The organism is Streptomyces sp. NBC_01471 (assembly GCF_041438865.1).
Classification (GTDB): domain Bacteria; phylum Actinomycetota; class Actinomycetes; order Streptomycetales; family Streptomycetaceae; genus Streptomyces.
The window spans coordinates 4,363,686-4,382,217 of record NZ_CP109450.1 but is presented as its reverse complement, the minus strand read 5'-3'; the positions used below and the strand labels follow the sequence as shown (position 1 = coordinate 4,382,217).

The 18,532-nt window shown below is 69.6% G+C and carries 17 protein-coding genes; 14 read left to right on the top strand and 3 right to left on the bottom strand.

All coding sequences use genetic code 11. The annotated features are described in order from the left end of the window. Nucleotides 1–67: 67 nt before the first annotated feature. Entirely contained in the window at nt 68–1,759 is a 1,692-nt protein-coding gene (gene cdgB / locus OG285_RS19480) for a diguanylate cyclase CdgB (RefSeq protein WP_356827793.1), read from the bottom strand. A gap of 220 nt (nt 1,760–1,979) precedes the next feature. On the opposite strand from cdgB, the gene OG285_RS19475 reads away from it, so the two are divergent. Then, nucleotides 1,980–2,570, top strand: a complete 591-nt coding sequence (locus OG285_RS19475) for a flavin reductase family protein (RefSeq protein WP_356828314.1) — start codon at nt 1,980–1,982, stop codon at nt 2,568–2,570. Nucleotides 2,571–2,651: 81 nt separating this feature from the next. On the opposite strand, the gene arfB is transcribed toward OG285_RS19475, so the two are convergent. Next, on the bottom strand, nt 2,652–3,080 hold the full coding sequence (gene arfB, locus OG285_RS19470) for an alternative ribosome rescue aminoacyl-tRNA hydrolase ArfB (RefSeq protein WP_371791701.1): 429 nt from the start codon (nt 3,078–3,080) through the stop codon (nt 2,652–2,654). Between the two features lie 224 nt (nt 3,081–3,304). Here arfB and OG285_RS19465 point away from each other — a divergent pair, with 224 nt between their 5' ends. Next, nucleotides 3,305–3,880, top strand: a complete 576-nt coding sequence (locus OG285_RS19465; protein ID WP_356827789.1) for a TerD family protein — start codon at nt 3,305–3,307, stop codon at nt 3,878–3,880. A gap of 228 nt (nt 3,881–4,108) precedes the next feature. After that, complete coding sequence (locus OG285_RS19460; protein ID WP_371791700.1) at nt 4,109–4,666, top strand: hypothetical protein; 558 nt, start codon at nt 4,109–4,111, stop codon at nt 4,664–4,666. A gap of 61 nt (nt 4,667–4,727) precedes the next feature. Here OG285_RS19460 and OG285_RS19455 read toward each other — a convergent pair whose 3' ends face one another. Further along, complete coding sequence (locus OG285_RS19455; protein ID WP_371791699.1) at nt 4,728–5,432, bottom strand: nucleotidyltransferase domain-containing protein; 705 nt, start codon at nt 5,430–5,432, stop codon at nt 4,728–4,730. 237 nt (nt 5,433–5,669) lie between these two features. On the opposite strand from OG285_RS19455, the gene OG285_RS19450 reads away from it, so the two are divergent. From OG285_RS19450 to OG285_RS19400, 11 genes are all read left to right on the top strand, one after another. After that, a complete protein-coding gene (locus OG285_RS19450; protein ID WP_356827783.1) occupies nt 5,670–6,002 on the top strand; it encodes a hypothetical protein in 333 nt (110 codons plus the stop codon). Between the two features lie 25 nt (nt 6,003–6,027). After that, nucleotides 6,028–6,336: a pore-forming ESAT-6 family protein gene (locus tag OG285_RS19445; RefSeq protein ID WP_356827781.1), complete on the top strand. Its 309-nt coding sequence runs from the start codon at nt 6,028–6,030 to the stop codon at nt 6,334–6,336. 95 nt (nt 6,337–6,431) lie between these two features. Continuing rightward, nucleotides 6,432–6,818, top strand: coding sequence for a DUF6507 family protein (locus OG285_RS19440; RefSeq protein WP_356827779.1), 387 nt, complete (start codon nt 6,432–6,434; stop codon nt 6,816–6,818). Continuing rightward, complete coding sequence (locus OG285_RS19435) at nt 6,815–9,121, top strand: YwqJ-related putative deaminase (protein WP_371791698.1); 2,307 nt, start codon at nt 6,815–6,817, stop codon at nt 9,119–9,121. Before OG285_RS19440 ends, OG285_RS19435 begins: the two co-directional genes overlap by 4 nt. 28 nt (nt 9,122–9,149) lie before the next feature. Further along, nucleotides 9,150–9,626, top strand: coding sequence for an SUKH-3 domain-containing protein (locus tag OG285_RS19430; protein WP_371791697.1), 477 nt, complete (start codon nt 9,150–9,152; stop codon nt 9,624–9,626). After that, on the top strand, nt 9,589–10,005 hold the full coding sequence (locus OG285_RS19425) for a YwqJ-related putative deaminase (RefSeq protein WP_371791696.1): 417 nt from the start codon (nt 9,589–9,591) through the stop codon (nt 10,003–10,005). The genes OG285_RS19430 and OG285_RS19425 overlap by 38 nt, the downstream gene beginning before the upstream one ends. Nucleotides 10,006–10,152: 147 nt before the next feature. Next, a complete protein-coding gene (locus tag OG285_RS19420) occupies nt 10,153–10,419 on the top strand; it encodes a hypothetical protein (protein ID WP_371791695.1) in 267 nt (88 codons plus the stop codon). Between the two features lie 46 nt (nt 10,420–10,465). After that, nucleotides 10,466–11,797, top strand: a complete 1,332-nt coding sequence (gene eccD / locus OG285_RS19415; RefSeq protein WP_371791694.1) for a type VII secretion integral membrane protein EccD — start codon at nt 10,466–10,468, stop codon at nt 11,795–11,797. Between the two features lie 260 nt (nt 11,798–12,057). Beyond that, nucleotides 12,058–12,981 (top strand): AAA family ATPase, encoded by a 924-nt coding sequence (locus OG285_RS19410; RefSeq protein WP_371791693.1) that lies wholly within the window; start codon nt 12,058–12,060, stop codon nt 12,979–12,981. Beyond that, nucleotides 12,978–17,066 (top strand): type VII secretion protein EccCb, encoded by a 4,089-nt coding sequence (gene eccCb / locus OG285_RS19405; protein ID WP_371791692.1) that lies wholly within the window; start codon nt 12,978–12,980, stop codon nt 17,064–17,066. Before OG285_RS19410 ends, eccCb begins: the two co-directional genes overlap by 4 nt. Continuing rightward, on the top strand, nt 17,063–18,505 hold the full coding sequence (locus OG285_RS19400) for a DUF6177 family protein (RefSeq protein ID WP_371791691.1): 1,443 nt from the start codon (nt 17,063–17,065) through the stop codon (nt 18,503–18,505). The genes eccCb and OG285_RS19400 overlap by 4 nt, the downstream gene beginning before the upstream one ends. The last annotated feature ends 27 nt before the right edge of the window (nt 18,506–18,532 follow it).

Below are 18,532 nucleotides of genomic sequence, written 5' to 3'. Positions count from 1 at the left end.
CGTACGGATGAACAGTCCGGCCAGTACGCATAGCCCTGCCCCGCCCCTGGGGCCCTGGCGGTACCGCCTACCCCGCCCGGCGGTGCATCTTCGACCTGGACCGCTTCTCGATGTACATCCGCTGGTCCGCCGAGCGCAGCACCTCTTCGACGGTCATGCCGCAGCTCGCCCAGCCGATCCCGAAACTGGCCCCGACGCGGACCGCCCTGCCGTCCACCCGGATGGGCGGAATGATCGCGTTGCGCAGCCGTACGGCCAGGTCGGCTGCGTCCGCCGAGCCGAGGCCGTCCGCCAGGACGACGAACTCGTCCCCGCCGAGCCGGGCGACCGTGTCGCCGTCGCGCACCCCCGAGGTGAGCCTGCGCGCCACCTCGATGAGGACCGCGTCCCCGGTGTGGTGGCCGAAGCGGTCGTTGATCGACTTGAAGCCGTCGAGGTCGCAGAAGAGCACCGCGAGGCCCTTCGTACCGTCGTCGGCCTCCGCCCCCGGCCCGGCCCCGTCGCCGTTCTCGCCCGACGGGGCAGCCGTGTGGACGTGCTCGTAGAGCCCGGCGCCGCCCCCCGGTCCGCCCCCGAAGGTGAACGGGTTGCCCCCGTACGGCCGCTCCGCCCCCGGCGGACCCTGCTCGTACGCCGCGTCGAGCGCCTCGATGGCCGTCTCGCGCACCGCGTCGGGCCAGTCGCAGAGCCTGGCGCTGAGGCGGGCGCGCAGCTCCGCGCTGTTGGGCAGCCCGGTCAGCGAGTCGTGCGAGGCGCGGTGCGCGAGCGCGAGCTCGTGGCGCTTGCGCTCCTCGACGTCCTCGACGTGGGTGAGCAGGAAACGGGGGCCGTCGGTGGTGTCGGCCACGACGGAGTTGCGGAGCGAGACCCAGACGTACGAGGTGTCGCGGCGCCGCAGCCGCAGCTCGGCGCGGCCGCCCTCGGCAGAGGTCCTGAGCAGGGTGCCGACGTCCTCGGGGTGGACCAGATCGGCGAAGGAGTAGCGGCGCATCGCCGACGCGGGGCGCCCGAGCAGCCGGCAGAGCGCGTCGTTGGTGCGCAGCAGCCGGCCGTGCTGGTCGCCGCCCATCTCCGCGATGGCCATCCCGCTCGGCGCGTACTCGAAGGCCTGCCGGAAGGACTCCTCGCTGGCACGCAGGGCCTGCTGCTCGCGCTCCAGGCGGACCAGGGCGCGCTGCATGTTGGCGCGCAGCCGGGCGTTGGTGATCGCGATGGCGGCCTGGAACGCGTACATCTGGAGCGCTTCCTGACCCCAGGCCCCGGGGTGCCTGCCGTTGCGCGGGCGGTCGACGGATATGACGCCGATCAGCTCACCGCCGGACGCGTCGGTCGCGTACATCGGGGCGAAGAGCCGGTCCGAGGGGTGCCACTCGTCCTCGAAGCGCGGCTCGGGGCCGTCGTTGTGCACCTGCGGTACGTCGTCGTTGTCGAGGACCCAGCCCTCGGTGTACGGGATGAACCTGAGGTCGCCCCAGGCCACGCCCATGGAGAGCCTGCGCTCCCAGGACGCGCGGGAGCCGACCCGGCCGGACATCAGGGTGGCGGCGGAGTCGTCCCCCGAGAGGGCCACGACCATGAGGTCGCCGTCCGGGCGCACCAGATTGACGCAGGCCAGCTCATAGCCGAGACCGGCCACGATGCCGTCGGCCACGGTCTGCAGGGTGTCCGCCAGACTGCGGGCCTGATTGAGATTGGCGACCGCTTGGTGCAACTGCCGCAGGGTTGCAAGACGGACGTACGGCTCCGACTCGCTCTCCATCGTTCGCTCTCCCCGAGACCTCGACAGCAACTCCAGGATTCTTTGTCGGCGCTCTTGGTGCAGTGTCCCCGCCACTGAATCACAGCGAGCTGTGCAACCGGTACGCAGGGTCAACAATTTATGCCGGTCGTGACTCAAGTCACAACAGGGTGTGAAGGGTTGAATGAGAAGCAACGGGTCGGCCGTGCCGGTCCTAGGACTCGTCTGGTCCTGCGGCCCGATGCGGGCGTACGGGGCCGGAGCTAGCGTTCTTGTTGTGTCCCAGACGATAGCCACCCCGCACTCCGAGCCCATCCCCCATCCTGAGGGGGTGAGCAACGACGAATTCCGCGCCGCCATGTCCCGGCTGACCGCAGGCGTGGTGCTGGTGACGGCCCACGACGCGGACGGCGGCCCGCGGGGCGCCGACGTCGGGATGACGGCGACGGCGTTCATGTCGGTGTCACTGGATCCGCCACTGGCGATGGTGAGCGTACGGAACGGTTCCCGGATGGACGACCTGCTGGCCGAGCAGCCCCACTGGGCGGCCGCCCTCCTGGCGGAGAGTCAGCGGCAGATCGCGGGCCGGTTCGCGATGAAGGGCCGCATCAGCGACGACCTGCTCTTCGCCGACGTGCCGTTCACCCGCGGCGAGGTGTCGGGGGCCCCACTGGTCGGGGGCGCGCTGGCGACGCTGGAGTGCGTGACGGAGCAGCGGGTGGAGGCGGGGGACCACACGCTGGTGATCGGCCGCGTCCTGACGGTGGACCTGCCGAGCACGGAGACCGGCCCGCTGACGTACTTCCGGGGGCGGTACCGGCAACTGGGGTGAGAACGGGCCGGGAGCGGAGCGGATGAGGGATCCAGCCCCGATCAGTGGGTCAGCGGGCCCGTAGGCCAGCGGGTCAGCGAGTCAGTCCCAGCCGCGTCCGGCGCGTCCTCGCTTGGTGTCGCTGCGCTGCTTCTTGTTCCGCAGCCGCCGCTCGTTGATCCCGCGGGGGATCTTCGTGGCCCGCCGGGGCTTCGGCGGCGGCGCCGTGGCCTCCGCGAGCAGCGACGCGAGCCGTACCGCGGCCATCTCCCGGTTGCGCCACTGCGACCGGTGCTCCGATGCCCGTACGGTGATCACCCCGCCGACCAGCCGCGCGGCCAGCCGCTCCAGGGCACGCTCCTTCCAGACCGGTGGCAGCGCCTCCGTGTTCGCGAGGTCGAAGCGGAGCTCCACCTGCGTGTCACTGGTGTTGACGTGCTGGCCACCGGGTCCTGACGAGCGCGAGAAGCGCCACATGAGTTCGGTCTCCGGCAGGGAGACCGCACCACGGACGACATAGGGACCGGACATGTGTCCATGGTCGCTGGTCCGGACCGGTGCGTCACCCGTATTTCCCGCCCGGATCCGCCACGGGCGGCTGGGCGCCGCCGCCCGCCGGGGCGGGAGGGCCGGGTAAAGAAAGTAAAGAGGGCAAAGAGAGTTGGAACCTCTCGGTCCCCTGCCGACGTTATGGCGGGTAACGGTAGCGTCGTGACCACACGAAGCCCGCGTACAGAACGGAAAGGGACATCCCCATGGCTGTAAGCCTGTCCAAGGGCGGCAACGTCTCCCTCACCAAGGAGGCCCCGGGCCTGACCGCCGTCACGGTGGGCCTCGGCTGGGACGTCCGTACGACCACCGGCACGGACTTCGACCTCGACGCCTCGGCCATCGCGGTGAACACCGAGGGCAAGGTCTACTCCGACGGCCACTTCGTCTTCTTCAACAACAAGGCGACGCCGGACCAGACCATCGTGCACACCGGTGACAACGTCACGGGCCAGGGCGAGGGCGACGACGAGCAGATCAAGGTCAACCTGGCCGGTCTGCCCGCCGACATCGAGAAGATCGTCTTCCCGGTCTCGATCTACGACGCGGAGAACCGCTCGCAGAACTTCGGCCAGGTGCGGAACGCCTTCATCCGCATCATCAACCAGGCCGGCGAGGCCGAGATCGCCCGCTACGACCTGAGCGAGGACGCCGCCACCGAGACCGCCATGGTCTTCGGCGAGCTCTACCGCAACGGCGCGGAGTGGAAGTTCCGCGCGGTCGGCCAGGGCTACGCGTCGGGCCTGGCCGGCATCGCCCAGGACTTCGGCGTCACGGTCTGACACCCGAGTGACACCACGGGCTGAGCCCCCAGGCGGCGGTTACCACGGGGCTCAGCCCGTTCGGCGGCCTCTGCGCCACCGCCCCTGGAACGGGCCCGCCGCGATCCTCGCCGTGCTCGTGCCGCAGGTTGAGAGACCGAGGCACCGAGGCACCGGGGCGGCCGGAACCTGAAGGGCACACGGCAGATACGCATCCCGGTGGCGCGCCGGCCGTGCTCCAATGAGCGGATGAGTGACATACCCGCGTCTCTGGGCCCGCTGGAACGGGTCGACGGCCGCTGGGCCGTGGGCAATTGCCGACGGCCGGGCGGCACCTGGCTGGAGTTCCGCGCCGACGGGCTGTACCAGCACGCGGGGGACTCGGGGAACTCCCTGAAGTCGGGGAACTCGGCGCAAACCAATGACCAGTTGATTCCCTGGTCCAGGGTCATGTCGATCGGTTTCACGCTCGGCGCCAAGTATCCCCCGATGGGCTCGTACGGCATGCGGGCACTGCTGGGCGGGCTGCCGGGCCCGTGGAAGGGCCGCGGCCACGGTTATGTCCACATGACCCTGCGGCACCCGTACGAGAACGGGCTGGCCGCCTTCGACCGCCACCCCTACTGGTACAACCTCACTCACCTGGCGCTGTTCGAGGAACTGCTCAGACAGATCGCCAGTGAGGGCGAGGCACACCGGTTCGCCGACGCCGACTGGCTGGGCCGCGCGGTCGAACTGCTGGCACGCGACCGGCCCCGGACACGGCATGCGATGCGCGAGGCGGTGGCCGCGGCGCGTCAGGTGTGACGCGCCGCGGCTGAGGTGGCAACGCGCAAGGCGTCCCGGCCGGTGGCGGCTGCCACCCGCCTCACCCGCGGCTGTACCCGGCCCACAGGGGCCCGCCGGCCAACTCCAGGACTTCCTTCACCGCTTCGGTGAAGTGGCCGGTTCCGTCCGCCCGCTGGGACATCGCCGCAGCCGCACCCGCTGTCAGGCGCCTGTGCAATCCGGGGTCGGCCGCAGCGAGTCGCCGTGAGAGCCACTTGCCGCCGCCGAGCCAGTGCCCGCCTGCCAGCAGGGCCAATTCCGAGGCGCGCTGCAACAGGTCTGCCACCAGATAAGCCTGCTCCAACAGGTCGGTGCAGCCGCGAAGATCGTCCAGGGTGTCGGTGAGTGCGTACCGCCGGTCCTCCAGCTCTGTCGCTGATACGGGAGGAGGCCCCGCCGCCAACCGTTCCCGGGACTCAGCCTGCAGCACAGCTCCGAGCCCGTCCGCGTCGATCAGCAACATGCCGTCCGCGCACATGGCCAGCAGCGGAGACTTGCGGTCGGCCGTCTCCCGCTCAGCGAAGAGACGCCAGTCGGCCTCAGTCTGGACGAACAGCTCCACCGGCCAGCCTTCATGCACCAGGCTCTCCCGAAAGGGGGCGGGCGGGCCGGTCAGCAGCACCACGATGTCCAAGTCGGAGGTGGGTGTGCGGCGGTGAGTCAGTACGCTGCCGGCCAGAAAGGCGGCCCGCGCCTCAGGGAAACGGTCCCGCACCAGTTCGCCGGCGATCTCGACATGATCCATTGCGACAGTGTGGCGCCACCAGCAGCTTCAGGGCACGGGGATATTTCGGCGCCAACTCCGTTTTCCGCGCGTGCGGATGCACGACGCCGACGACGAAGGCACAGACGCGCCAACTCCCCATCAATTGCATGTGCGACATACGTTCGATTGCTATGCTTTCGACTCCGGTGAGTCGCGAAGCGGGTACTCCCTGCTCGTGGGCTCGCGGCACGCGTACGTCATGACGGGGGCGGTGGCATGAAGTTCGACATGGGGTCTACGACTCTGTCGGATCTGGGGAAGAGCACGTCAGGTTCCAGCAGCGATCTGGGTGTATTGATCCAGCAGTTGATCGCTGCGGCGGAGCCGTTGGAAGGGAAATTCAACGGCTCCGGGAAGGTGGCTTTCGATACGTTCAAGCAGCACTCGGACGAGATCACGGCTGCGTTGAACGGCTCGCTGCATTCGATACTGGGCGGTCAGTCGGGCATGGACAGTGCCTTTGTGACGGGTGACCAGGAGAGCGCGGACAACGCGCACCAACACATGGGTGCCGCGAATTTCGATGCGGCCCGATTCTCCGGGCGATAGGCGAGAGGGCACAGGGGGGTTCGTCATGGCGAGTCAGGACCGCAACAGTTACGACACCGGGGCCTCGGCGGAGGTTCAGGGCGGGTTGCAGGGGATCATCGGCCGGCTGGAGCTGGTACTCGGGGACCGCGACCGGGCGGTGAGGGCCGCGATGGCGGAGTTCACCGCTGACGGCGTGTCGGACGAGTACCACGGCAAGGAAGTCCGCTGGAACCGGGCTGCCGATGAGGTGCGGAACATTATCCATCTGGTGCGTACCACGCTGGAGAAGAACGACGGGACGGCCCATCAGACCCTGGCGCGGGCCAAGGCGGCGGTCGACAACATCGGCTGACCGCGAAACCGGCCCGCAGCGGGATGGGGCGGACCGATGCGTGAGCGCGACTCGCGGATTGCGGCTCAGGAGCAAGAGATCACGGGGGCTTATTCATGACGGCGTGGGATATCAGTGTGTCGGGGGTGCGGGGTGTCCTGAGCAGGACGGAGACCGCCGCCGAAGGGCTGTCCGATGCGTGCACATCGATGGAGAAGACGCTGCCCAGCGCCGCCAGTTCAGCGGGGACGATCTCAGGTACCTATTGCGGCGCGGGTCCGCCCAGCGGCCCGGTGGCGGCGGCGCTGGCCGAGTTCCACCATGCGAAGCAGAGAGACCTCGTCTACGTGGCGCAGCGCACCATCAAGTCGTTGAACGGCGCGAGTGAAGCCACCCACGAGTACCTCAAGGGCAACGTGGAGATGGCCGCGAACGTGCAGCGCAATGCGGTGAAAGAACCCGTGATCCATCTTCCGGGCGAGGGGAAGAAGAGCGCGGAGTGAGCGGCGACAACGATCTCATCGTTCCTTCGGGAATTCCTCAGTTCACCGGGCATCTGGACCAGTTGGACTCGGATGCGCTGGCACTGTCGGCGGAGGCGGTGCTGTTCCGGACTTCGGGCGCGTCCGTGCACTCCACGTTCCAGGGACTGTCGGCGTTCTACAAAGCACCGGAAGCCGAGCAGTTGTTCGCGACGACCGGCCCGGTGGCCACAAAGTCGGACTCGATCGCCGACGACCTGGAGAAGGCGGCCTCCGCGCTGAGCGCTTACAGTGCCGAGGTGCGGCCGGTGGTGGCGCGGCTCAAGAGCCTCAAGGCCGACGCCATCGCGTTTGTGGACAGCGTGCAGGGCGATGAGCACTGGCGCAGGGATCAGGACAAGGTCGATCACAACAACGACCTGTGGCACGACGTGAACGCGGCCGAGGACGCCTTCACCTCCGCGGAGCGCGCCTGCTACAGCAAGATCACCGCACTGGTCGGCGGCGCGCCGCTCATCGCTGACGACGGCTCGCACAAGCCGAACATGTACGGCTACAAGGCCGACGTCCTCGACCACGCCGAACAGACCCCCTGGGGGGCGCCCGCGGAACGTGAGTACACGGGGCTGGCCTGGCTGGGGCATCAGGCCAAGAGTTACGTATGGGACGGCTTCGTCGTCGACGGCGTCTGGGGCACGGTCAAGGGGCTCGGCACGCTGGTCGGCACCGACGGCTGGGACAAGGCCGGGCAGGCCTGGGAGGGACTGGCCAAGCTTGCTACCGGTCTCGCGCTCTCGAGCCCAGGCATCGCGCCGTTCTACTGGTCGACCCCTGACAAGAAACTGCCGTCCTGGCTGCGCGACAGCCGCAAGGCCGTGAAGGACACCGGCAAAGCGCTGGTGGCCTGGGACGAATGGGGCAAGAACCCGGCCCGAGCGGCAGGGGCCGTCACGTTCAACATCGTCACCACCGTCTTCACCGAAGGCGCCGGCACCGCCGCGAAAACCGGAGCACTGGCCAAAACCGTCTCGGTGGTCGGCAAAGCGGGGCGTCTCGTCGACCCCATGACCTACGTCGGCAAGGCCGGCAAGTTCGCCACCATCAAGGTGGGTGACCTCTTCGCGGGCCTCAGGAACGTCCACTCCGGCGCCTACAACGGCATCCTCTCCGGCACCGGCCACCTCCAGCCCGACGGCACCGTACTCAAAACCGGCGCCGACACCCCCGTCGTGACCGGCACCCACATCGAATGGCCGGACGGCACCCGCCTCGACCTGGACGACGGCACCGTCGTACGCCCCGACGGCACCACCGCTCCGGACCATGTCGAACTCTCCGCCGCCGACCGCACCGCGCTGGAGGGCTCACTGCCGCGGCGGGAGCCCGTACACGTGGGTCCGACTAGTGCGCACAGCGTCGCTGACATGGGTCGGCCGCCTGAAGGCAATATCCCGAGCCGAGAGACTGCAGAACCCAGCCGGGGCGCGGATGCATCACCTACCAACTCGCACAGCGTCGATCACTCCGGCGGAGAATTCGATCACCGTGACAGTGCGCCTCAAGTGGCCCACCCTGCGGAGAGCAGAAGCTCGGGGCATGGCACCAGCAGCAGCACTGAAGACCCCACCTCACATGCAGACGGAGTTGAGGAAAGCAGCGGCCTGCCCGGCCACGGGGCCGGTTCCGGCGGCAACGGTCCTGAGGGCACACCCGTGGAACCTCAGCCCGGCTGGCATGGGTCAAGCGCCGACCGCATGCGTCATCACAGGCGGCCTGCGCTGGAAGTCGCACATCTCACGCCGGAGGAACAGCTCGCAGTCCTGGAAAGGGAGGCACGACAACTCGCGGATGACGCGCTCAATACTCCCACGGGAAGTAACGTCTCCGCCGGCCAGCACCGGCTGGAACAGGGATGCGCCGGCAGCCTTCTGCACGACAACACCATCACCGCGCACAGCAGTACCACAAAAATGCACGGCCAGAAGCTCCCTCACACCCACCCGGTTGTTGAGGGTGTGCTGAAGCGGATCAGTGATGATGTCGCGGCTGGCATACTCGAGAAAAAGGGATTCGGCCACGGCAAATGCGCCGAAATTTCCCTGATCAGCGACCGATTGTCGCAGCTCGATCCCACCAGCACCGCGATACGAACTGTTGATGACGCCAGGAAGGCCCTGGAAGGAAGTTCGGTCCACACAAGACGCATCGGTGATCTGATCAATCGTGAAACCGGCGAAGTCGTGATGGCACACAATGCCTATCTCGCAGCATGCGATACTTGCAAGCACGTCCTCCTGGAACTTGGAATCCACCCGCATTCATAATCAACCATTCAATACGGAGCGGCACCACATGGCTACCGACGGCTCGTCTCCACAAGTACCCCGCTGGCTGCGGGAGAACGGTTGGGCCCCAGGCAGAGACATCGGGGAACGCGCGAGCGAACTCATCGACGTCAGAATGATCGACGCCGAACGCCAGGGGGCGCCTCTCCTGCCAGTGGAACCCGCAGTGGAATTCGTCCATCGATACGGACTTCTACGTCTGGCGCATCCGAAAACTGCGAACCTCGCCCTGGTCATAAATCCGACAGTGGGGTACGCCGGTGACGCGGCGGAAATCTCAGAGCTTGCCGACGACCTGGGTAAAATGTTGTTCCCCGTCGGATACGAGGCGTCCGAGTACGGCCTGATTCTCGTGGACGAAGAGGGACGGTTCTTTCACCTTCACCACACAGGGGCTTATTTCCTAGGATCCGACGAAAATGACACCTTCGAGCGTTTCCTGAAAGGTGTGGACGCTCCGGACGCGGAGGACTTCTTTGTCTAGTCAATTCCCAGCAGTGGCGTCTTCCCTGCTGATCAACGGCACAGTACTCAGCCATACAAGCCTGATCGGCCCGGGGCACCCAAATCTCCATCCTTTCGTCTGGCAGTTCATAGATTCCCTACCCCAAGATCAACGTGAGAACTTCAGTGGCACCTGCGCCGAATCTGCCCTGATCTCGGACCAGTTGTGGCAACTTGACGCACACAGAGGCGACGGCGGCCATATCGGGACCGAGGAAGCGGTCTCACACTTTCAGGGCGCGGCCATCACATCTCGAATGGTACGAGGCCACGGTGACCCCGATCACGGGAAGCCCATCACACCCTGCGCAGCTTGCTCATCACTCCTCAACGCGCTGCGGGTACGAACGATCCCCTAGCGATGCTCTCTCCGATCAAATCAATTGCCAGAGGACTTCCGTGAGTACACCAACACCCGTCGCCCGGTGGCCCTGGACCCCGGAGAGCCTTCCAGGCGGTCTGGGTGCTGTCGCGTCCGGGACACGCAGGCGAGGATCTGAGGACTGATGGCGCATGACTACGATAGCCAGCTGCTGGAGTCAGTCTCCGTTCGGCGGCGGCGTATCCGTGACGCGTTGCTCTTCGGGTCCCAGCGCGGTCGGCGTTCCGCGGATGAACGGTTGGGGAAAGTGCTTACCGGGGTCGTCATCGCCGCCGTTCTCTGTGCGGGATGTGTCGGGTGGTCGTTCGTTTCTCATCGGCTCATCGGGAAGTCGTCGGTGAGCCCGGCCGTGCAGCAGACTTCGCCCGCCGTGCCGCCAACCGCCCGATGATAGGTTCGAACGCGTGGTAGCCACGGGGTCATTGAGCGTTACGGAATTGAGTCGGGTCACGCTGGTCGGCGAGCGGCGGCGTGTTGATCTCGTCCTTCCGTCGCAGGAAGCGATCGGGCTGCTCCTCCCGGAAGTGCTGACCCTGCTGGGAGACGAAGTCAGCGCTCGCCCCATGGCCCGGCATATGGTCACGGCCGACGGTTCCGCGCTTGCCCACGACAGCACCCTGGCATCGGCCGGTGTCCCGGACGGTGCGGTGTTGCGGCTGGTCCGTGTCGAGGACGCGCCCTCTGCTCCTGTGGTGCACGACGTCACCGACGAGGCCGCCGACGACCTGGACCTGCGCGCCTGGCGATGGCGGCCCCAGGTGCGACGGGTCGTCGCGGGGCTCGCGACCGTCGGGTGGTCTCTGGCGGCCGGTGTGCTGGCCCGTGGTGAGTTCGCGGCGGCCACGACCGGTGGCGTCCTGGTCGCCGTGGCTGTCCTGGGCGCGGTCGTCGGCGTCCTCTGCGGGCGGGCCGCGCACAGCGGTCCGGCCACCACTCTCGTCGTGGCCGCCGGGGCGTTGGGCGCTCTCGGGACGTGGACGCTGTCCGACGCGTACGGGTGGTCCGGTGGCGCCCGGCTGGGTGGTGTGGCGGCGGTCGTCGTCGTGGTGCTGCTTCTGCTGGGCCGGTACTCCCCCGTGGGCCGGGGCGGATTGACCGGTGCGGCCGCCGTCGCCGGCGGCGCCGTCTGCTGGGAGGTCGCGGCCTGGTTGCAGTCCGGAGCCGTACCGGACGTGGGGCAGGTGCGCTCGGGGGCGGTCCTGGCCGTCGTATCGATCGTGGCGCTGGGTGTGTTGCCGCGACTGGCGCTGATGGCCTCGGGACTTTCGGGACTGGACGACCGGCGCTCCGGTGGCGCGTCGGTGAGCCGGTACCAGGTGTCCACCGCGCTGGCTGCCACCCATCGCGGGCTGGTGCTCGCCACGGTCGTGATGGCCGTATCCGCCTCCGTGGCCGCCCTGCTGGCGCTGCGGTCGCCGTCGGTGTGGACCGTCCCGCTGGCGGTGTGCGTCACGCTGGTGCTCGCCCTGCGGGCTCGGGCCTTCCCGCTGGTGGCCGAAGTGGTGGCGCTGCTGGTCGCCTCGGCGGTCGTGACAGTGCGGCTCGCCTGGGTCTGGCTGGAGGGTTCCGGTGCGGCCGGGCCGCTGGCCCTGCTGGTCGTACTCGCGCTGGTCCCCTTGGTGGTCCTGACAGTTCAGCCCGCGGAGCATGTCCGGGTGCGGCTGCGCAGGCTCGGCGACGCGGTGGAATCCGCCGGGGTGATCGCGCTGTTCCCGCTGGCCATCGGAGTGTTCGGGGTGTACGGGCGGCTGCTCGGCACATTCGCGTGAAGGTGCGGGGACTGGATATGGCGCAGGGTGACTGGCAGCGCGACGTGCTGCGTGAGCTGGGGGAGCGGTCCCCGGCTCCCCCACCAGCGGACCGGAATCCCCCACCACCCGCCCCGGAACCCCTACCCGCGCCGGCCCCTCCACCCGTACACCCGCCTGCGCCGCAGCGCGCACCGGCCCCCGCCCAACGCCCCGCTCCCCCAGCGGTGCCGGATCCGCGTCGGCCCACCACCAGAGCCACATCGAGGCCCGCCGCGCCCATGGCCACCCCGGAATCCGTCCCGACCGTCGACCCTCGCCTCACCCACGCCATGAGCCCCCCGCGCCACGGGGATTCACTCTCCCGCCGTACCGGGCGCTCGCTGCGCAAGCTCACCGCCTCCGCCGCGCAGGAGGTGGCCGAGGAGTCCCGTACGGCCCGGGAGTTGCAACAGCCGGTGACCACGGGGCGTGTCATCGCGGTGACGTCGATTCGCGGGGGAGTCGGCAAGACCACGACGTCCGCTCTGCTGGCCCGGACGTTCAACCACTACCGGCACGACCCCGTGCTCGCGCTGGACGCCGATGCCGCCCTGGGGACACTGCCGGTACGTCTCGGCGCCGAGACGGTGCGCTGGTCGTTCCGCGAGCTGGCGCACATCCTCACGCCGTCGATGCAGTTGACCGACGTCACCGGTTATCTCGTACCGGTCGCGGACGGTGGCTGGCTGCTGCCCGCCAGCCAGGGAAGGGTGGGCGCGCCGCTGGACGTACGGACCTACCGCACGGTGACGCTCGCGCTCCGGAGGTACTTCGCGGTGAGCGTGGTGGACTGCGAGTCCCTGCCGGGCGAGGTGGCGCGTACCGCGATGGACACCGCGCACGCCCGCGTGGTGGTCGCTCCGCTCACGGCCGAGGGTGTGAACGGCACCCGCGCCGTGCTGGACTGGCTGGCACAGCTCCCGCACCAGGCGCTGGCCACCACCGTGGTCGCCCTGGTCTCCAACTCGCCGGACTTCGTCCTCGACCCGAAGACGGCCGCCACACATCTGCGCGAGACCGGTGTCACCGTGCTGCGTGTGCCCTACGACCGGCATCTGGCCGGAGGAGGCCCCATCCAACCCGCCCTGCTCGGCCAGGAAACCCGGATGGCGGCCACCCGGCTCGCCGCCGAAGCGATGGGACGGGCGGTACGCGCACGATGACCCAGCAGCTGATCCACCGCCCCGCTCGCTCCACGAGAGCGCCGGGGCCTGCCCCGGCCCGCACGATCGAGCCGCCGCCCAATCTGCCGGGGGGCAAGACCGGCGGTGGAGCGCGGGCCTTGCTGCCGATGGCCGGTGTCATGAGCTCGGTCGTGATGATGACCGTGATCCGCAGCAGCCAGTTCGCCGGTCTGGGTGCCATCGTCCTGGTCATCGCGCTCCTCGGGGCCGTCGCGCTCTTCCTGTCCCAGCGCGGGAAGGCCCAGCGCACCCGCCGGACCCAGCGTGAGCGCTATCTGGAACACCTGGAAGAGCTGCGGGAGGAGCTCGGACTGCAAGAGCGCCGACGGCGGCAGGCCGCACGAGTACTGAACCCGCCACCGGAGGCGTTGTACGACCTCATACGCGACCCGGCGCGACTGTGGGAACGCCGCCGTCCGGACCCCGACTTCCTGCGGATCCGGGTCGGTACCGGCGACGTACCGGTACAGGAGCTGGCCATCGGCCAGAACAGCGCCGGAGGTGTGCTGACGCCCCCGGACCCGTTCATGCTCAACGAGGCGCGGGCCCTGTTGTCCCGCTACACCACCACGTCGGACTTTCCGCTGACGGTCCCGCTGGACCGGGCCGGGAACGTCAGCATCGTCGGGGACCGGGAGGGCGTCCTGCGCCTCGCACGCGCCCTGCTGATCCAGACCGCCGTGACCCACGCCCCGGACGACGTGGCGCTCGCCCTCGCCGTACCCGGAGAGCAGCTCATGGAGTGGGAGTGGACCAAGTGGCTGCCCCACGTCCTGGACGGCCGGGCCCACGACGATGACGACGGCCCGGTCGCCGCCCGCCGGATCGCCCCCGATCTGGTCCAGCTGTCGAAAAGGCTCGGCGCCGATCTGCGGCAACGGGCCTCGTACGCGGCTGAGGTACGGCGCGGCCTCTCCGGCAAGGACGCACTGGCGCTCACCGGCCGGATGCTCGTGGTCAGTGACGAGTACGGGGAGCCGGCCGGTGAACTGCCCCGCCCGGACACGGCGGTCGGCCTGGCCGGCATGGGCATCACCGTGCTGCATCTGCTCGGCGAGCAGATCCACGAACCGGATCAGGTGGCGGTCCGCATCAGCGTCGACGGCGACCGCGTCACCGTCGAGGACCTGCGCACTCCCGATGCCCCCCGGGCCCTCGGGGTGTCGGACGCGGTGAGCCGCGCGGGCGCCGAGGGGATCGCCCGCATGCTCGCCCCCTTGCGTCTGTCGGCCGAATCCCCTGCCGAGGGCACTCCGGTGTCCGGCCCGATCGACTTCCCCGCCCTGCTGGGCATCGGCGACCCGGCCGCCCTGGACCTCGGACTGCTGTGGGCGCCCCGCGGTGAGCGGTCGTTCCTGCGGGTGCCGATCGGCGTCAACGACTCGCATGAACCGGTGCTGCTGGACCTGAAGGAGTCGTCGGAACTGGGCATGGGACCGCACGGGCTGTGCGTCGGCGCCACCGGATCCGGCAAGAGCGAACTCCTGCGGACGCTGGTCCTCGCGCTGGTCACCTCGCATCCGCCCGAGGACCTGGCGATGGTACTGGTCGACTACAAGGGCGGCGCGACGTTCGCCCCCTTCGAAGGCCTGCCCCATGTGGCCGGAGTGATCACCAATCTGGAGAACCAGGCCGGACTGGTCGAGCGGGTCCACACCAGCCTCGCGGGTGAGGTCAAGCGCCGCCAGCAGGTACTCAAGGACGCAGGGAACATCGCGGACATCGGCCACTACGCCGCCCTGCGCGAGCAGCGGCCCGGCCTTGAGCCGCTCCCGCACCTGTTCGTCGTCATCGACGAGTTCGGCGAACTGATCACCGCCAAGCCGGACTTCATCGACCTGTTCCTCTCCATCGGACGGATCGGGCGGTCGATCGGCGTCCACCTGCTGCTCTCCAGCCAGCGCATCGAAGGCGGCAGGCTCAAGGGCCTGGACACCTATCTCTCCTACCGGCTGGGGCTCCGGACCTTCTCCGCCGACGAGTCGCGGACCGTCCTCGACACCACGGACGCCTTCCGCCTGCCCCCGCTGCCGGGCTTCGGATACCTCAAGGTGGACACCTCCACGTACGAACGCTTCAAGGCCGGATACGTCTCCGGCGCCCACCACGGGCCGGCCCCGGTCGAGTCGGCGGACACCGGGCCCCTCGCCAGGCCATACCCGGCCTTCAACCTCCCCTCGGCGCCCGCTGTACAGGACTCCGAAGCCGGGGCCGGAGCCGAGACCGGGATACGTGAACGGGAGACCGGGCCGACCGTGATGTCGGTGATGGCCGACCAGCTCCGCTCAGCGGCCGCCCCGGTGCGCCGGGTGTGGCTGCCCCCGCTGCCCGACGCCCTCACCCTCGATGGAGCCGCAGGGCCCGTCCAGGTCTCCGGGCGCGGCCTCCACCTGGCCAACCGCCCCGGCCCTCTGTGCGTACCACTCGGCCTGCTCGACGACCCGGCCCAGCAGTGGCAGGGCCCCTGGACACTGGACCTCACCGTCGCCGGCGGCCACGTCGCGATCATCGGCGGCCCCCAGTCCGGAAAGACCACCCTGCTGCGCACCCTCGCCCTCTCGCTGGCGATGACACACACCCCGCAGGAGGTCGCCGTCTACGGCCTCGACCTGGTCGGCGGCGGGCTCGGCGCGCTGACCGGGCTGCCGCACGTGGGCGGAGTGGCCGGCCGGGCGGACCGCGAGCGTGCCGACCGCACGGTCGCCGAGGTCCGCGCCATGCTCGCCACCCGCGAGGAGTGCTTCCGCGAGCACGGCATCGACTCCGTCGACCAGCTGCGCCACCTGCGTGCGCTGGGCAAACTGCCGGAGATCGGCTCGACCGACGTCGTGCTGCTCATCGACGGTTTCGGTGCGCTGCGCGAGGAGTTCGCCGGTCTCGACGACGATGTCGCCGACCTCCTCAAGCGCGGCGGCGGGTACGGCATCCACGTCGTCGCCGGGATGCTGCGCTGGAACGAGGTCCGGATCGCCACCCAGTCGATGTTCGGCACCCAGCTGGAACTGCGCCTCAACGACCCCGGCGACTCCGTCGTCGACCGCAAACTCGCCCAGACCCTCAGCGCCGATACGCCCGGACGCGTCCTCACCAAGGACAGACTCTTCGCCCAGACCGCGCTGCCCCGTATCGATTCGGCACTCCGCACCAGTGATCTCGGCCCCGCCCTGGAGGACGCGGCCCGGACACTCCGGGCCAACTGGCACGGGGAAGTCGCCGCTCCGGTACGGGTCCTGCCCGTCCGGCTGCCTGCCGCGCGGCTGCCGTCCGCGGGGGCCGAGCCGAAGCGGATCCCCATCGGGGTCGGCCAGGAGACTCTCGCTCCTGTGCTGCTCGACCTGTTCGAGCGCGACCAGAATCTGCTGATCCTCGGCGACAACGAATGCGGCAAGACCAACCTGCTGCGCCTCGTCGCCCGGCAGTTCATCGACCGCTACGCCGACGACGAGCTGGTCTTCGCGGTCTTCGACCCGCGCCGCGGTCTGCGCGGCGTCGTGCCGGAGCCGTACCGGGGCGGATACGCGCACAACGCGAGGACGGGCGCCGCGCTCGCCGCCGGCATGGCCAAGGAACTGGAGAAGCGCCTGCCGGGCGAGGGCATCGACCCCGACGCGCCCGCCGACGGCTCTTCCTTCCCGGGGCCCCGCATCGTCGTACTGATCGACGACTACGACATCCTCACCACGGCGGGTCAGCAGCCGCTCGCCGCGTTCCTGCCGCACGTGTCCTCCGCCCAGGACATCGGCCTGCACTTCGTCGTGGCCCGCCGGGTCGCCGGATCCTCGCGTGCCCTGTACGAGCCGTTCCTGACCACGCTGCGGGAGACCGGAACCGCCGCGCTGCTGATGACCGGGGACCGTACTGAGGGCCAGCTCCTTCCCGGCCTCTACGCCACGGCACAGCCGCCGGGCCGCGGCACGCTCGTCCGGCGCGGACACCGGCACCAGCTCATCCAGACCGCCCTCGCCCCGGAACAGCCGGAACCGGCGCCCCGGCCGGACCGGGTGGATCAGACGGAACACCGCGACCGCCCGGGGCGCCCCGACCACTCAGGACAGGCCTCGTGACCAAGGACGTCATCGCACTCACCCCGAAGATGCCCGACACCTGGGCCGTCCTGGCCGGTCTCTACGCGGGCGGGCCAGGTCTCGACGTCCGGGCGGTCCACGACGGCGCGGTCATCCAGCTCTGCGCTCCGGACGGGCGCGCGCTGGTCTCCGTCGAAGCCCCCCTCCTGGTACAAGTGCCGGGAGAGGCCGAACGGCTCCTCGGCGCCGGCGTTCCGCTCCCGGACATCCCGTACTGGTGGACCGAGGCCCGCGCCTGCACCGCGCTGCCGGAGGCCGAGCGTCTGGCCGGTTCCGTAGGCGGCCGGCTCACCGCCCTCCTCGGCGGCAGTACCTGGCCCAGCACGGCGGCCACCACCGACGTGGTCGGCACGCCGGCCGGCGACGTCACCCCACGCGCCGTGCCCGGTGCGGCACCACCCGCCGTGGACGTACTCAGCGACAGCGTGGACGTACTCACCGACAGCACCGCGGTCGTCCTGGCCGATCGCCCCGTCGTCGCACTCACCACCTGGCTCTCCGACGTCCTGCGCACGGCCATCGCGACGGGTCGTGCCCTGCACATCGTCACCCCACCGCACGTACATCTCAGCCTGCCGCTGCGCACCGCGCTCACCGGCCTCCCCAACCGGTGGGTCGTGCAGGACCCCGACTGCGGCTACTACGACGGGCTCTCCGGAGCCGTACTGCGCTGGCAGGACGGAACCTTCGCCCCCGAACCCTGCGAAACAGGCGCCACGCCGGTCGCCGAGGCCTTCGCCGGGACCACCGGCAGGGGAGACGAACACCAGCTCGTCGTCGCCTTCCGCGTGCTGCACGAACCCGTACCCGACCTGGTCCTGGGCCGCGCCCTCCAGACGGCGTGGGAGGCACTCACCGGCACCGCCCCCGCAGGCTGGGGCAGCGCGGAACCCGTCAACCTGCCCTGGTCCACCCGCCAGCTGACCGCCCTCGCCCGGGACCGCGCACCCGAACCCACCCAGCTGACCGCTGTCGGCCATCCCGGCCGGCCGGGGCTCGCGCTCCATCGCATCACCCGTGCCAAGGACGGCGTCGCCGAAGACATCACCCTCACCCTCGGCTACGGCGCCGGCGAAACGCCGCCCCTCGACGCGCTCGCGCCCCTGGCCGATAGCCTCGTGGGCGGACACGGTCTCGTCTCGCTGCTTGCCTCCCTGCGCGTGGCCCGGCGCGACCTCACCGTCCCGCCCCGCTTCGAGAAACCGCCCGTCCCGCTCTCCTTCACCCTCGGTGCCGCGGACGTACGCGCCATCGGGCTCACCCATGCCCGCCGCCCGCCGCTGAACCTGCGGCCCGTCCCGCTCGGGCCGGCGGCGAGGCCCGCGCTGCACTACCCGCTCGGCGACGGGACCGACGCCCGTGCCTGGACGGTCCTCCAGCAGCTCAGCGCCCACCTGGGCGCCGCGCAACGGGTCTGACGCCTCAGCCGGATCTCATACCTGTCC